16 protein-coding genes and 2 tRNA genes are annotated in these 15,152 nt (G+C 48.1%); 6 read left to right on the forward strand and 12 right to left on the reverse strand.

Features of this window, described 5'->3' with window-relative positions:
• Positions 1–52 precede the first annotated feature (52 nt).
• Entirely contained in the window at positions 53–670 is a 618-nt protein-coding gene (locus Q0X35_RS03280) for a hypothetical protein (RefSeq protein ID WP_297565387.1), read from the reverse strand.
• Positions 671–836: 166 nt separating this feature from the next.
• Between Q0X35_RS03280 and aroD the strand changes: the two genes are divergently transcribed.
• Together aroD and Q0X35_RS03290 are read left to right on the forward strand one after the other, a co-directional pair.
• Positions 837–1,604, forward strand: coding sequence for a type I 3-dehydroquinate dehydratase (aroD, locus tag Q0X35_RS03285; protein WP_297565389.1), 768 nt, complete (start codon positions 837–839; stop codon positions 1,602–1,604).
• Positions 1,604–2,065, forward strand: a complete 462-nt coding sequence (locus Q0X35_RS03290; RefSeq protein WP_297565391.1) for a PaaI family thioesterase — start codon at positions 1,604–1,606, stop codon at positions 2,063–2,065. Before aroD ends, Q0X35_RS03290 begins: the two co-directional genes overlap by 1 nt.
• Positions 2,066–2,119: 54 nt before the next feature.
• Here the strand turns inward: Q0X35_RS03290 and Q0X35_RS03295 are convergent, their stop codons facing one another.
• Together Q0X35_RS03295 and Q0X35_RS03300 are read right to left on the reverse strand one after the other, a co-directional pair.
• Positions 2,120–2,746 carry a (d)CMP kinase gene (locus tag Q0X35_RS03295; RefSeq protein ID WP_297565393.1) on the reverse strand — a complete coding sequence of 209 codons (627 nt, stop codon included), beginning with the start codon at positions 2,744–2,746 and terminating at the stop codon, positions 2,120–2,122.
• Between the two features lie 2 nt (positions 2,747–2,748).
• Entirely contained in the window at positions 2,749–2,925 is a 177-nt protein-coding gene (locus Q0X35_RS03300; protein ID WP_297565395.1) for a hypothetical protein, read from the reverse strand.
• Between the two features lie 253 nt (positions 2,926–3,178).
• Here Q0X35_RS03300 and nagB point away from each other — a divergent pair, with 253 nt between their 5' ends.
• On the forward strand, positions 3,179–3,955 hold the full coding sequence (nagB, locus tag Q0X35_RS03305; protein ID WP_073995936.1) for a glucosamine-6-phosphate deaminase: 777 nt from the start codon (positions 3,179–3,181) through the stop codon (positions 3,953–3,955).
• A gap of 78 nt (positions 3,956–4,033) precedes the next feature.
• Here the strand turns inward: nagB and Q0X35_RS03310 are convergent, their stop codons facing one another.
• Positions 4,034–4,345 (reverse strand): hypothetical protein, encoded by a 312-nt coding sequence (locus Q0X35_RS03310; RefSeq protein WP_297565399.1) that lies wholly within the window; start codon positions 4,343–4,345, stop codon positions 4,034–4,036.
• A 402-nt stretch (positions 4,346–4,747) separates the two neighbouring features.
• Here Q0X35_RS03310 and Q0X35_RS03315 point away from each other — a divergent pair, with 402 nt between their 5' ends.
• Positions 4,748–4,999 (forward strand): hypothetical protein, encoded by a 252-nt coding sequence (locus Q0X35_RS03315; RefSeq protein ID WP_297565402.1) that lies wholly within the window; start codon positions 4,748–4,750, stop codon positions 4,997–4,999.
• Positions 5,000–5,198: 199 nt separating this feature from the next.
• Here Q0X35_RS03315 and Q0X35_RS03320 read toward each other — a convergent pair.
• The 6 genes from Q0X35_RS03320 to Q0X35_RS03345 form a co-directional block, all read right to left on the reverse strand.
• Positions 5,199–5,290, reverse strand: a tRNA-Ser gene (locus Q0X35_RS03320).
• Positions 5,291–5,351: 61 nt separating this feature from the next.
• Positions 5,352–5,441, reverse strand: a tRNA-Ser gene (locus Q0X35_RS03325).
• Positions 5,442–5,543: 102 nt separating this feature from the next.
• Positions 5,544–6,833, reverse strand: coding sequence for a serine--tRNA ligase (gene serS / locus Q0X35_RS03330; RefSeq protein WP_297565408.1), 1,290 nt, complete (start codon positions 6,831–6,833; stop codon positions 5,544–5,546).
• Between the two features lie 67 nt (positions 6,834–6,900).
• Positions 6,901–10,827, reverse strand: a complete 3,927-nt coding sequence (locus tag Q0X35_RS03335; protein ID WP_297565411.1) for an LPXTG cell wall anchor domain-containing protein — start codon at positions 10,825–10,827, stop codon at positions 6,901–6,903.
• A gap of 317 nt (positions 10,828–11,144) precedes the next feature.
• Positions 11,145–11,909 carry an ABC transporter permease subunit gene (locus tag Q0X35_RS03340; RefSeq protein WP_297565413.1) on the reverse strand — a complete coding sequence of 255 codons (765 nt, stop codon included), beginning with the start codon at positions 11,907–11,909 and terminating at the stop codon, positions 11,145–11,147.
• Between the two features lie 2 nt (positions 11,910–11,911).
• Positions 11,912–12,859 carry an ABC transporter ATP-binding protein gene (locus Q0X35_RS03345; RefSeq protein ID WP_297565415.1) on the reverse strand — a complete coding sequence of 316 codons (948 nt, stop codon included), beginning with the start codon at positions 12,857–12,859 and terminating at the stop codon, positions 11,912–11,914.
• A 49-nt stretch (positions 12,860–12,908) separates the two neighbouring features.
• Between Q0X35_RS03345 and Q0X35_RS03350 the strand changes: the two genes are divergently transcribed.
• Both Q0X35_RS03350 and Q0X35_RS03355 read left to right on the forward strand, forming a co-directional pair.
• The gene (locus Q0X35_RS03350) at positions 12,909–13,061 is read left to right on the forward strand and encodes a hypothetical protein (RefSeq protein ID WP_297565417.1); all 153 of its coding nucleotides are present in this window, start codon (positions 12,909–12,911) and stop codon (positions 13,059–13,061) included.
• A 44-nt stretch (positions 13,062–13,105) separates the two neighbouring features.
• Complete coding sequence (locus tag Q0X35_RS03355) at positions 13,106–13,972, forward strand: Bax inhibitor-1/YccA family protein (protein ID WP_297565420.1); 867 nt, start codon at positions 13,106–13,108, stop codon at positions 13,970–13,972.
• A 64-nt stretch (positions 13,973–14,036) separates the two neighbouring features.
• Here the strand turns inward: Q0X35_RS03355 and Q0X35_RS03360 are convergent, their stop codons facing one another.
• Together Q0X35_RS03360 and msrA are read right to left on the reverse strand one after the other, a co-directional pair.
• Entirely contained in the window at positions 14,037–14,450 is a 414-nt protein-coding gene (locus Q0X35_RS03360; protein WP_297565423.1) for an FKBP-type peptidyl-prolyl cis-trans isomerase, read from the reverse strand.
• Positions 14,451–14,522: 72 nt separating this feature from the next.
• Positions 14,523–15,152, reverse strand: a 630-nt coding sequence (msrA, locus tag Q0X35_RS03365) for a peptide-methionine (S)-S-oxide reductase MsrA (protein ID WP_297565425.1), incomplete at its 5' end; no start/stop codon positions are given.

Raw genomic sequence — 15,152 nt, forward strand, 5'->3', positions numbered from 1 at the left:
TTTATATACTTTCATAATTCGCTTACGGAAATCCTCGCTAGTAAAAGTGGGGTTAATTTGCGGGAATACTTTCGCGGCTAATAGTGAAATTTTTCCCGGAAGAAGTATTCCAGCACTTCACTCCGGTTTCTGCCACGCTGCAGGCGAAGTTTTCATAATTCACTGCCGTGCCGTAATCCTGTATCTGTGCGGCGGGAATCTGCACGGAGCAGGAAGTTTTTATAGTGCCATTCGCTTCTAAAGTCACCGTGACTGGTTTATCGGCGCAGCCAGCTGGGCTGGGGAAAGAATATTCATAAATAGTACAGGCTACCGACTCAGCTAATTCGCAGTTGATATTTTGGGTAGGGGTAGAAAATGCATCCGCTTTTATCGCTCCCTCCGGTGCCGAAAAATCGGCAGTTTGCTCCGGTGTTTCCGCCGCTGCGCCGGCGCTCTCTTTTGGAGCCGACGAATCAGCGCTAGAGCTTTCGGCAGGAGCGGTAGATTTTTGCGCCGCGGGCTGTGGAGAATCTTCGCGCGTGAGCAGAGAATTTATGTGGAAAAGATAGGCAAAAGCACTCACTAATGCGATAACGAGCAAAACTCCCAGCGTGGCGCTCCCGATAATTATTTTTCGCCGGGAAAGTTGGGAAAGGGAAGTGGAAAATTTCGGCAGAATTTTTATCACTAGCTTGTACTCCTAGCTGCTTACACTCGATATTTGGCATTTTCGCGAGTCTAGCTAATTTTTCGAGCCCTGGACGCAAAATTATTTTCTCCAGATTAATACTAATCTAAGAAATTGCCGATAGAGCAGATTTGCTAGACTTAAAGAAGAGGAGACGGAGGCGCGCATGATTTTTAATTCTCACCACCAGCCGAATATAATCGTGCCGATTACCGGTACTACTGCGCAAATGTTGCTGGAAGAAGCGCGCGCCGCCGAAGCTGCTGGAGCTGATGTGATTGAGTGGCGGATAGATTTTCTTATTGGCACCCGGGAAATGCTCTCTTTCGTAGAAATAGGTAAAGAAGTCATAGAGCCGCTCTTGAAAGCTACCACCCTTCCGATTCTATTTACGCTGCGCACTGCCGAGCAGGGCGGGCAAGTGAAATTAAAGCCCGGGCGCTACCGCTTACTTTTCGCAGAATTACTCGATACGCTTGTGCAACTAGGAGGAGTAGATCCCCAGCGTATCGGCATCGATCTCGAGTATTCATTTCCGCAGGTGGCTGCGCTAGCAGGGCGGGCGCGCGCGGCAGGCTACACCGTCGTGATTTCGCTACACGATTGGAAAGAAACTCCAGATAACGAAATTTTGAAATTACTCTTCTCAGAGATGTTGAAAATTCCAGGTGCAATACCGAAAATAGCCGTCACTGCGCACAGTGAGCAAGATGCCAACCGTTTACTGGAAGTTACGAAAGAAGTAGTGGCAGAATCTGCCCGTCCGGTGATTGCGCTGGCGATGGGCGAAGCTGGAAAAAATACTCGTCTTTTTGGTTGGCAAGCTGGCTCAATAGCTACTTTTGCCCAGCTGAATGGAGAATCCGCTCCGGGGCAACCTTCCCTAGCGGAGCTGCAGCAGGCACTGGCGGCGCAAAAGAAGGAAATAAAATAATGGCAGAAAATAAAATCGACTTAGAGGCGTTCACTTCTTTATCTGCACGCCGGGAGTTCCTGGCGAATCTTCCACAGCTCACAGCAGATTTCCAAGCTCTTTTAGGAGACGATTTACTGCGGCTCGGCCTGGAAGTGCACGTAGCAGGAGGAGAAATGGCAATCTGCTCCTTAGGAGTGGCCGGTTTTCGCCAGCATCAAGGTATCTGCATGGGCGGCGCCAATGCCCTATTGGGGGAGTGCGCTGGTTCTTTTGCTGCTTCGCTGGCAGCTCCAGCGGGGAAAATTGCTATCGGTACTGATATCCAAATGCGGCATTTACGAGTGACGAAGTCAGGACGGATTTACTGCTTAGCGCGTCAGCTGCGAATCAGTGCAAATAGCGGCGTATATAGTCTGCGTATTTATCGGGAAGATGGAGAGCTGACTGCTGCTGGCAGTCACGCCTGCGTATTTAAGTAGTGGGAGTGTGCGTAGGGAATACGCGCGCAATAACTCTGCAAAAACTCTGCAAACTCAGGTAGAGAGAATAAAATCAGCGTTTTCGCGGCTGTGGAAGCGAGCGGCAATTTCTGCTTCCTGCTCTGCCCAGATATCCCAATAAGAGCTCCAGTTATAGGAATCTCGGCGGGCAGTGCGCGCGCGGCGGATATCTTCGGGAGCCTCTATCCAAATGATTAGATCTACTGGCAGAGCCGCACTGGCACAGCCCGTTAAAAAGGTCAGCGGTGCGGGATAAAGTTTTTCTGCTTTGCGCCAGCTATTTTTTTGCCAATCCCAGCGGGAGGTAGTTACTAGTGTGGGGGCGGGGTTAGGGTCAGTAGCTAGTGGGGAAGTTTCCAGGTCTGCTGAAGCGGCGCTTGAATCAAGAGGAGAAAATTCGGCGGCGGCGCGTAGATCTTCCACTACTTTGGTCAGCCGCGCCACCGCGCCAGCTAGATCTTCCCAACCGGCTGCCCATTCTTCTACTTCTAACAGCAGCGAATCTGGGAAATGCTGGCAGAGTTGCCTAGCCAAAGTGGATTTTCCGCTGCCGCTCGGCCCGTCAATGGCAATATATGCCGGAGTCGGCAGAGAGCTTATAGCGCGTATTATCTGCGGTATAAGCTGCTCTGCTAATCCTATTTGCGGTATTTTAGCCATGTTTAACGTACGGTGAAGGCATCAGAAGTTCCACTATAAGGAGTGATTTCTCCCTCCCCGGGCTTCACATCGCCGCGCACTACGCCCGGCCGCTGCGAGAAGAGCTTAGTATTAGGGAGTTTCGGCAGTTCCTCGGTCAGACCGGCATGCAGCTTTTTCCGCCAAGAAAATTTTGCCATAGTTGTGTTCCTCATGTGCTCGGCGTTGAGTCTAGAGTTGCGGTTGGTGCATTAGCAACAACCCGGGATGAAAATGAATATCAATACATCTGCGCCGTTAGAAAAATTTTAGCAGACAAATAAAAAATATATACAGTAAAAACCTGGAAGTAAAAACCCGGAAGTAAAAGAAACGCACTAAAAAGAGCACCCCGCCGAGCCGGGTATTCATTATAATTTATCCGTTGCTAGAGAAAATGCAGAGAGGTGCACTATGCAAATCGGAATTTTTACAGACGAAACAGCTTTAGCTACTACTGCTGCGAAGCATCTTATTAAGATCCTAAATAATTCAGAAAATAAGGTACTGGGTTTAGCTACTGGCTCTACGCCGTTGCCGCTCTATGAGCAGTTGCGGGCTGCTAATCGCGCCGGAAAATTTACTCTGCGAGGTGTGCAGGGCTTTGCTTTGGATGAATACGTGGGGATAGCTGCTGACCATCCAGAAAGATATCGGAATGTACTACGGGCCGAGCTAGTTGGTGACGATAAGACTGGTCTGCGCGAAGAAGATCTGCATACTCCGGAGGGGAATGCTGCCGACCCGCGGCAGGCCGCTGCCGATTATGACGCAGCTATTAAGGCGGCGGGTGGAATCGCTATTCAGATTCTGGGAATCGGAGCAGATGGGCATATTGGCTTTAACGAGCCAGGTACTTCGCTTACTTCGCGTACGCACGTAGATGTATTGACTGAGCAGACTCGCCGCGATAATGCTCGCTTCTTTGAAAACGATATGGATAAGGTACCCAGCCAATGCATTACGCAGGGCTTAGGCACGATTATGGAAGCAAAGTACATAATGCTTATAGCTACTGGAGAGAATAAAGCTACCGCTGTGCGGGAGCTAGTAGAAGGGGGTATTTCGGCTCGTTGGCAAGCTTCTATGCTGCAGATGCACCCCAATGCGTTAATTTTGGTAGACGAAGCGGCGGCGAGCGAATTACAGCTAGCGGCGTTCTATCGCGAGCGCTGGAACCATAACCTCTGAGGTTTTCTCGCAGGTACGTAAGTCCCCACATCTAGAGACGATGTGGGGATATGGATTTGTGTTTAGGTAGCGGTAATTTTATTGCTGCTTGGCTTTTTGGGCGGCTTCTTGTAATTCAAGAATCCACTCGGTATGGTCATCATCTAGTTCCATGCCGTATAGTTTGAATTCGTCTAAAAATTCTGCAGGGATTTCTGCCCGGCCAGCTTTAATATCAGATTCGAGCTGTCCGCAAAGATTGCCAAAAGCTACAGAACCCCCGGCATCATTTAAAGCGGTTACGATAAAATCGTAATACTCTTCATCTATAAATTTTTTAGCGAACATGAGGTCGATAAAACGCCGCGTAAAATCCCTATACATCTGAGGATTGTTCCAAGGCTTTTCCATCGTTACCCCCTATAAATTGGATAAAAAGTAGAGACAAAAATCTTCCCGCTTCTTTTTCTAAAACTTTACCGCATATTCTCTATCGCTATATCTCTATAAAGCTCTCTATGCCGGAAAACTTTATAGATATCTTTTCTTACTCCGTTTTTCTAATGTAATTTCTAATGCAGGAGTTTTATTTTCTAAAAAGTTTTTACCAATTCGGCTGGAGCGTTTTACTGGTTCGGCTGTAGCGTTTTTATAAAAGAGAATAATCTTAGGCAATAACTTTTATACAATGAGGTATATATTTACTTATCGTCCAGATGGAGTATTTAGATGGCGTTTAGACAGCGTTAAGATTGCGTTTTGATAATGCGGAATTGATCGGGAATGTGCTTTGGACAATACTAGGGGAGAACGATGATTAGTTTAGAAGAAGCAATTAAACTAGCTGAAGCGCGCTTTCATGAGATGTATAAAAATAGAAAAGTGAAGTTTTCCCATATTCGTGAAGACGATAACTACTATGCTCTAGCTAATGACGAAAAATATCGACTTATTGGTCATCCTGCTTTTCTAGTAGATAAAACTACCGGCGAAGTAATAACTTTTAATCCGAATCCTAATCATGGCTACGGAAAGCTAATCCCTAAAATGCAAAAAATTAGATAAAAGAAACTCTCTCGAATCTTTTAACTGCCACAAACAAATTGTGTTTCTTGATTATTTACCACCCCTAGCAGTACCCCCACAGCACCCCTTAGAGCCATAAAATCACTTAAAAGCGTCTAAATTTACTTAAGATGCAGTTTTTGTTTTTCGGCTTAAAATAAAGGAAAACCCCGCCAAATCAACGATTCAGCGGGGCTACTGGCGGAGACGGAGGGATTTGAACCCTCGAGCCGCTTTTATGCAACTACTCCCTTAGCAGGGGAGCGCTTTCGACCACTCAGCCACGTCTCCTAACGCTATAAAATGATAGCGGACTTGCTACTATTTCAGCAATTCTGTATTTATTTATCACTGGCGGAGAGTGGGGGATTCGAACCCCCGATGCGCTTGCACGCATACCGGTTTTCAAGACCGGCTCATTCGGCCACTCTGACAACTCTCCTGATTGGCGCCTTTAATATAAAATCGACGCTTCTCGATTCTAAAGGAAACTTCTGCCGCAGCGAAACCGGCTGCCCCGGCTCCGCAACAAATCACTTCTTTTTTAAGCAGCCGGGCCTTTTTCTACTGGCTCAATTAGCTCTTTTCCACCTAGATACGGGCGTAAGGCTACGGGCACGTATAGTGATCCATCTGCTTGCTGATGATTTTCTAGCATAGCTACTAGCCAGCGCGTAGTGGCCAGAGTGCCGTTCAGAGTAGCAGCTATTGCCGTATTTCCTTCATCGGTGCGATAGCGGATATTGAGCCGCCGCGCCTGGAAAGTAGTGCAGTTGGAGGTAGAAGTAATTTCCATATAGCGATTCTGGGTAGGTAGCCAGGCTTCGCAGTCATATTTCTTTGCGGCAGAATCACCTAAATCTCCGGCTGCCGTATTGATCACGCGGTAGGGAAGCTCTGCTTTCGCAATCATTTCTTCTTCCCAAGCTAGCAACCGTTCATGCTCAGCCGCCGCTTCCGCCGGCGCGCAATAGGAAAACATTTCCACTTTATTGAACTGATGTACGCGAATAATGCCCCGGGTATCTTTCCCGTAAGAACCCGCTTCGCGCCGATAGCAGGTAGACCAACCGGTATAGCGGCGTGGCCCAGCAGATAAATCAATAATTTCGTCTTTATGATATCCAGCTAGTGCCACTTCGGAAGTGCCGGTCAGATAGAGATCATCTGCCGGTAAATAATAAATTTCATCGGCATGGGCACCCAAAAATCCAGTGCCGCCCATGATATCCGGATTCACCAACGTAGGAGTGGTGAGCATCGTGAATCCATATTTTTCTGCCTGATCTACGGCCGCAGTGAGCAGAGCTAATTCCAGCCGTGCACCAATCCCCTTCAGATAGTAGAAACGAGAACCCGATACTTTCGTGCCCCGTTCCATATCTATAGCATCTATGCCTTCGGCAATATCTAAATGATCGCGCGGAGTGAATCCGGTAGCAGCAAAATCACGCGGAGTACCTACGTGCTTTACTACTTCGTAATCGTCTTCTCCGCCCTCAGGTACATTTTCCCCAATCAGATTGGGCAATTGCCGCATAGCTGTATTGAACTCGTCTGCGGCTGCATTTGCTGCATTTTCTAAGTCCTTTACTTCTTTCGACATTTCTTTCGCGCGCTGCAAAATTTGGGGGCGCTCCTCCGCGGAGGCTTTTCCAATAGTACGCGAAAGATTCTTTTGCTCGGCACGCAGATTCTCAAATGCCTGTAAAGAAGATCGCCGTTTTTCATCGGCAGCGAGGATTTCGTCGATTAGGCCTTCGTCTGCACGGCGGGCACGCTGCGAAGCCCGCGCATATTCCGGATTTTCTCTGATAGTACGGATATCAATCATACCTATAAGAATACGCGCGAAGCTGCGCAGCTGCTAATCCAAGCCCTTTCCGTGCGCTAAAGCTCTTTTAAAGTTCTTTCGTTTTGCGAATTTTTCGGCGAATGAAAATTCCGCCTCCTGCCGTTCCTACTGCTCCCAGCAGCATGCCGCCAATTTTTATACCTGTCTTTTCCAGCATTTCTCTGTTATCAGCCGCAATGCGAGCGTGCCAATCATCTTCCGCAGTCACTACTTTTCCGCTATAGGGGCTTTCGCCTTGTGCTTTTACACGGTCGTGATGCTTATTTCCAGCTTCTAATCCGCGCAGCTCTCCTTGGCAGATAATGCTTTCTCCTGCATCCAGCGTGCGGCGGGGGCAGCTAATTTTTTCTACTTCTCCGCTGCCCTCCAAGGTGCGGTCAGTGACGGTGATATTTTGCAGCTCAACATTCCCCGTATTGGTGAGCTGGAATGATAACGGTACCGGCGTTTTTGCTTTTGCTGCGGGAATCTCTAAAGCGGCGCTCGCGCTATCTCGATCCCCTTGCGCCAAACCGCTCTCGGTATCGTATTTTTCTACAGAAATCCCTAATTTTTCGGGAGTAGTAGTGCGCACAGTATTAGATTGCCGCGGCACACCGTTATAGATTTCTTGGAAAGTATTTTCATACTGCCCCGGGCGTATCCGCTCCATTTGCAGATACAGATCGAAGCCCTGCTCCAAATCGGGGCGGCTATTTACCAACTCTAAATAATCTGCCGTCGCATGCGCCTCAATTACTCCGTCTTTATCTTCTACCTCTAAGAAGCAGGCATAGCCAGATAAACTTTGGCATTCGGTACCGATTTTCTGCTGAGCAATAATTTCGCCGCTCTGTGCCAGGCGCTTTTCGCCGGCATATAAATCGCGTGCCGCCACCATCACCCAAGTGCCGCTGAAGTGGTCAGCTTGCTCTGCATAGTCATCGTGTATATTCCAAGATTCGGCGGCATATCCGCGCTCCGCTGGCAAAATAGCAGAACTTAAACGATAGTTAAACAGCTTTCCTATTTCTATTTCCCCATCGGCTAGGCTTTTTCCGCCAATTTCGATATTCACATCTTTCTGCGGATTAATTTCTTGCAGTGGATTAGCCACTACTGGAGTATTAATTTGCATATTTTCGATATTTTGTTGCGCGCTATTCTTAATCGTATATCCCGATTTTGCTTTCTTTACCTGGGCAGGGATATATATAAAATACTCTTGCCCGAGTAGCTCTTGGTCAATTATGGAACTTGCCAATGGATCAATAGTGCGCTGGGCATAAGTAGCTAGGTCGAGATCCGCATCTTCTGCGGCAATCGTTTCTCCGGCGTTATTCTTATGCGCCACGGTTTTGGCAAAAATATACGCCTTCCCGTCTTTTATCTGTATATTAAATTTCTCCGTCACGGTTGCACCTGTTGCTTTATTGACCACGCTTATTTGCTTTGCATCTATCGTGAGGTAATCTTCGTCAAAATCGTCAATCATTCCTAATTTGTGCACGTCATAAGCAATCTCTGCGCGCGCCGGCCGAGCATCGAGGCGGAGACGATAGAGAATAGTATCTCCTTGCACCAGCACTTTCCCATCTATATCGGCTAACTTTGTATTCAAATCTTCTTTATTTGGCTCTACCAGCGGAATGTGCACGCGCGGGATATCAGTGCTGCGTACCTGATTATTGATTTTAATAAAGGCTTGGTTGGCTACTTGGCTTCCCGGAGTGACGTCGAGAGTAGTTTTTCCCGTGAAGCGCAGCAGCAGCGCCCCCGCTTTCTTTAAATTAAGTAAATTATCTTTAATCCACGCTTCAGTAAAAGTTGCGGTGAATTCGCTGCGTTCATCGTTAAAAGTTAGTTCGTACGCAGAGCGGGGAATAGCTTTATTGGTGCGCGTATCGTAAAACTCAATAGATTCTTTTTCTAATTGGAAGTGTTTATCGTAGGTATCGCGCACTGCAAATTTCTCTAATGCGTAGGCACTCTCCCCTGCTTCTGCGGGCCACTGCAGATCCACATCCACTAAGTATTCCAATATTTGCCCTGGGAATACGGCTTGCCCGGCGATAGAAGATTGATCTCCTCCCTGCGGTGCGGCGGCGAGCACATCTTTTTTATCTTTCCCGTTCCAGATAAATACGGGAGGATTATTAGTGGGAATTTTTTCGGAGTTCCACATTTCCCAGCCGCCGTTATGCAAGGTAATCACTTGATTATTGGTGTCGGTATCCGGCCCGAGTGGGCGAAACTTTCCGGCGATATAGAGTTTCACCGGCACATCGGCTTCGTTGTGGGCAGTGCGTGCTAAAAAGGCTGGCAGAGCCTGTGCCGTAGTGATGTTTTGGGTGGTTTGAATAGAAAATTCTGCAGTCACATCTTCATTTCCATAGAAAACGCGGGCTTGCGAAGTATCGGTGAAATCCACAAAACGTGCTGCTTCTCGCCAATCATCTACTAGCGAATAAGAAGTGAGTGGAGAAGCTAAATTTTTCCGAATTTTTCCGTTTACCACTGCTCCTACGCTGTCTCCGTGCAGAAAGAGTTTCCTATCGGCGCCTTTAGCATTACTCCATTCCGGATCATAGCTCTGCAGAGCTCCATTTATATCCAGCACCCAAGCTTTATCGGGTTGCGGCGTCACCTTTTTCGTCTCTTTTATCTCGGTGTTCTGGCAAAGAGTCATCTCTTTATCCCAGCAGGCACTGCCCTGATCGGGAATTGAATAATCGTGAGAAGAGGCTCCAGCTTGTTGCGGCACAATCAAGGTGTAATTTCCTACCTGCTGCGGGTGAATAGTAGCTACTACCGATTTTGCTTCTTTCTTTATCTCCGCTGGCACGGTTTTCCCGTTCTGATCCACCACTTGGGGAGTGCCAATAGTGATTCCCTCGGCGAGAATTTCATCGCGCAAAATTAACGTAGTAGTATCTCCCATTCCCATGCCGGTGATTCGAGCTTGATAGCTCATATTGGCTGCTACTTGGAAATTGCTCGCTTTCCCATCTTCACTGCGCAGTTCCTTTTGCGGCGCTGGAGCTGGCAAATTCCACGTTTCATGCGCATTTCGATCGGCAGTATCTACCGCTTTTGCCATATGCCCTTGCTGAGGAATCTGTATATCAAACCAATAGCGGCCCGCCGGCCAAATTTCCCAGCCGAAATCAGCGGGAGTAAATTCGGGAGATTCCTTGGTGGCCTTATTGGCGATAGTAAAGCCCTTCTGGGCTTGTTTTTGTGCAGTTCCTTGCGCAGGATAGGAATCCCAATTTAAGAGAATTTTTCCGGTGACTTCTTCGGAGATAGCGGTATCGGCATAGGCAGTAATAGTGTCAGTTACGCTTTCTTTACCTCCTACCTGCACTGCTCCTGCTTGTGCCTTAGTGGAAATCTCTAGCTGATAATTACGAGGTGGTTCATTCTCGGCGAGAGCTACGCACACAATATCGGCATTCGGCCGGATATGGGAGACAAATACGTCATGAATTTTTTGAATATATGGCTGATAGGCAGCATTTGCTTGATATCCAACTAGTGAATTTATAGCACTCGGCCAGTAATACGCATAATTTTTCTGCCAAAATTCGCTCGTGGCACCAGCTGCGTACGGGTACTGCGGATCATCTACCATCGCCACTCCGAGCTGCACCACTCGCGCGTGTTGGGTGCCGGTACGCTGGCGGGCTTCCGCTAAAGCAGTATTACATACGCGAGTGGCTTTATTTCGAAAAATACTATTGTGGGCGCCCGGATTTTTACTGAGGAAATGATTTATCGAAGCGCCGTCCCAGCCCTGCTGGGGATTATCGGGATTGTCGTAGGTGTAGAGCCAAAAATGATTCGCGCTCTCGCCGCTGCTCCCTCCTACCGAACCGCCGCCTCCTACTTCTCCGCGCGCCCCTAGGGGAAGCAGAAACAGCCCGAGCAGTAAAAGCACTATTCCGCCGCTGGCGGTAATTTTATTTCGACTATTTCGAATGCCGTCTTGCATATTATTCTCCTCAGATATCCTAATTTGTGCTTTAGAACTGCTCTTTCGCATTTGCACGGCCGGCAATCGCTTCTCGAAGCAGTGTTTCTTCAGTTTGCGCAATATCGCACTCTTTGTATCGGAAGAGATTTAATATGTGCATGCTTCTTCTGCAGAGGAGAACTGTGGACAATCTGAAGTGTGGCGGGTGCAAGTGTGCACGAAAAACAGCGCGCACGGAAAATAAAGTGCACGAAGAATAGCGAGGGCGGAAATAGCGAGGGCGGAAAAACTAGTTTTCCGCCCTCGACGTAGGTATTTAGGATTGGAGTATTTCTTTAGATATCTGTGCGGGTAAAGCGCAGAACCCCTAAGATCAAGAATATCAAGGGATAGATCCAGAAAATCCCCAAGGCCTGCCAGGGATCGAAATGATTTTCTAAGCCCAGAATGGTTAACGAAGAGGTGACGTTATTTCCTAAAGTTTCAAAGATGAAAGGAGGAAGCGTCTCTTGGAAAAATGGCTTAGGTATGAGGGTGATTAGCCCGAGCAACTCCGTGATTACAAATCCGAGGGTGATGGAACCTGCGGTAGAGCGCAGCGTATAGCCGATTCCGAGCCCTAAAGCAGCCGACCCTAATAGCATTAGAATCGTGCGGAGATAGATAATCAAAGTATTGGAGTCGAGATTATCTGTGGTATTTCCAGATAATGCCAACAGTGCTACTCCGATGGCCAGCAGTAAAATCACGACCAAAGCGCTATAGCTGAGTAAGGCCAACAGCTTGACGCTGAAAATTCGCCCGCGCCGTGGGTCAGCTAAGATCGAAGTGCGCATAGTATTTTGGCTATATTCACTCGTCACTGCACCTACACCAATAATGAGCAGCAGTAATGACGGTAGTTTCCAAAGGAAAGTTACTCCGGCAAAAGGCATAGGAATATCGCTTTGGAACGCGGCTAATGCCATCAATGCGGAAAAAAGTATTACTAGCACTACGGAAGTGATAATCGTAAATTTCGTAGTGGTGAGGCGGTAAAGCTCCGCCCGGTAAGAGCGTGAAAAAGAAACTTTATAGTTCGTCGATGCGGTATTTCCCATGATTATTGTTCCTTCTTCTCTCCGTGCTGCTGCTTGGAAGTGTATTCAAATTCTCCGGCCGTCATCTCCATAAAGACGTCTTCCAAAGAAGAGTGAATATCCTGGAGTTCGTGAATTTCGCAGTTGTGGGTATACAGTAAATTTCCTATCGAAGCGCAGCTGACACCAGGTACTTCAATATAGCCCCGGGGGCGTGCTGAATCAGCGGGCCGCCTTGCTGCCGAATATCCAGCCGCGGTGAGCACCTGATAAATTTGCTCGTTATCTGCTCCCACTATTAGCGCCTTGGAGTGAGAGGCCGATTGGGTAAATTGTGTGATAGGGCCAGAAGCTAGTAATTTGCCTTTCCCGATGATGATTAGATCGTCGGCAGTAATCGCCATTTCGCTCATCAAGTGGGAAGAAATCAGTACGCTGCGCCCTTCTTGTGCATAAGTGCGCACTAATTGGCGTATCCAGCGCACCCCGTCTGGATCTAAACCATTTACTGGCTCATCGAGGATAAGAACTTCCGGATTGCCGAGTAATGCGGTAGCTACGCCAAGCCGTTGGCACATTCCGAGCGAAAAAGTCTTTACCTGTTTTTTCGCCACATTTTCAATTCCAGTTAGCCGCAGTACTTCCTCTACGCGGGCGCGGCTAAAACCGTGGGTAGCAGCCACTGTGAGCAGATGTTGCCGAGCTGTGCGGCCACCGTGAAAAGCCTTCCCATCTAATAGAGCTCCGACTTTTGTGAGTGGCGAGGATAATTTTCGATATTCTACTCCGTCAAAAGTGGTGCGCCCGGCATTGGGGATATCAATTCCCAACATGCAGCGCATCGTAGTAGATTTTCCCGAGCCGTTCGGCCCTAAGAACCCAGTAACTCTGCCGGGCTGTACTTGAAAAGAAAGATCGGAAACTGCCGTCTTTCGTCCATATTTTTTCGTCAGGTTCTCTACCGTAATCACCAGCTACCTCCTCGGTAGATATTTCTTTGTCAAAATAACATTATTGCCAATGTGTTTCTATGTGGGCATGGGTTATGTGAGTACGGTCATGCAGGGATGGTTACGAGTGGGGTATGCGGGCAAAATTATGCCGGTATGGTTACGGGAGCTGTTCGCTTTAGGAGTATTTTTCGACTATTTATTTTTCGGAGCTCTCCATTAGAATAAAGATAGAAAACCGAGGATTCACTACCTGAGGAGGCAGTCATGAGTAACCCGGTAATGGAACGTAATCCTTATTTCAAGGCTGCGCCGGGGCGGGTAAATACGCCGCCGGTAAATCGCGGCAATGCAGGAGAGACTAGTTACGATAACGATTATTCTACCTACGCTGCCCCGAGCTATCAGAATCAAGCAGATCCTGCATATGCTGGTGCTGCTGCGCCTTTTAGCGCTGCAGAGTCGATGAGCTATCGCGATGCGATGAATAAAACGGCGATTTTATTGGTGACGGCGGTAATTTCCGGAGTGGCAGCCGTAGTGCTATTCCCGCCGGTTGCTCTAACTTCTTTGGCGATGATTTGTTCCCTCGTCGCCTTCGTGGTCGGAATGGTAATTGCTTTTAAGCGTATTGTGCCGCGCGGCTTAGCCATAGCCTATGCCGTTTTAGAAGGGGTGACTTTAGGAGCGCTTACGGGTTTTCTAGAAATCTATGTTCCCGGTATCGCCATTCAGACTATCCTCGCCACCACCGTAATAGTGGGGGTGACCTTAGCGCTTCACTACAGTGGTAAAGTGCGCACAACTGCGCGCGGTTTAAAATTCGTGCTTATAGCTGCAATCGGTGGAATTATCTTTAGTTTCCTAAATATGCTGCTCATGTTGTTTACGAATTTTAATATCCGCACGGATATCACTTTCTTAGGTATGCCGCTCGGAGTGGGGCTCGGGATACTCATGATACTGGTGGCAGCCTATATACTGATTGCCGATTTTGAAGCCGTGCAAGTGGCGGTACAAAACGGCGCTCCGCGAGAGTTCGCTTGGACTTGCGCCATCGGCATCGTGATGACTATTTTCTGGATCTACTTAGAGGTGCTCCGTATCCTGGCGATCCTGGCAGATAATCGCTAGATGAATTAAATTTTTGCGGTATTTAGCTTTGCGATGTTTAGCACTGCAAATAGCTAAATATGCTTTAGTTCTTGCGATAAGCTCCGAGGATATCTACCACGAATACGATGGTATCGTCTCCGGAAATACCAGCGCGCGGATTTCCCCGTTCGCCGTAGCCCTTTACAGGAGGAACCGAAATAAGCACGCGGCTTCCTACCTGTTTACCTACGAGAGCTTGATCCCAGCCTTGGATTACCATTCCCACGCCAATCGGGAAACGAGCTGGTTCCGCCCGGAAATAGGAAGAATCAAATATATCGCCGCCCCAGATTTGGCCGTGATAATTTACTTCTATTTCCTGCCCCGGCTGCACTACTGTGCCATTACCTTCTTCTAGAATCTGCACCCTTAACCCTTTAGGAGCGGGAGAATCCGGAAAAGTAATTTCGGGTACCTCGCCAAAAGATCCGGAAATTTTCGGTAGTACGACGTCCATTCGTATGCCTTTCTTATTAGATAATGCATCTTTATTCTACGCTATTTAGAGATTTGGCAGCGGGCAAGCTACTCAGAGATTTGGCAGCGGGCAAGCTACGCCGGTGCGGCTGTGGCAGCGATAGCCCTGCGGATACTTTTGCAGATAGTTCTGATGATATTCTTCGGCTAAATAATACTTATAAGCTGCCGCCGGTAGAATTTCGGTGACTATTTCTCCTCTGCCAGATTTTAATAATTCCTGCTGGTAGATTTGGCGCATCTCTTTGGCGAGTTTTTCTTGGGATGCCGAAGTGTAGAAAATTAGGGAACGATACTGGCTTCCGCGGTCGTTACCTTGCCGATCGCGTGAAGTGGGATCGTGGCACTCCCAAAATATCTGGAGAATTTTTGCTGCGCCAATAACTTCTGTATCGAAAGTGACGCAAACCGTCTCCGCATGCCCCGTATTTCCGCTGCAAACATCTTCATAACTGGGGTGGGGAAAAGTGCCTCCCATATACCCTACACTCGTATCTAGTACGCCGGGAGTGTGCTGATAAATTTCTTCTACACCCCAGAAGCAGCCGGCCGCTAGATAAATAGTTGCCGAGCTGGCTGGGGTATCTAAGCTAGCTAAGCTAGCCGAGGTAGCTAAGTTATTCGCGCTGGCTGAGCTATTCGCGCTGGCTGAGCTATTCGCGCTGGCTGAGCTATTCGCGCT

The sequence above is a fragment of the uncultured Arcanobacterium sp. genome (assembly GCF_947253055.1).
In the GTDB taxonomy this organism is placed as follows: Bacteria; Actinomycetota; Actinomycetes; order Actinomycetales; family Actinomycetaceae; genus Arcanobacterium_A.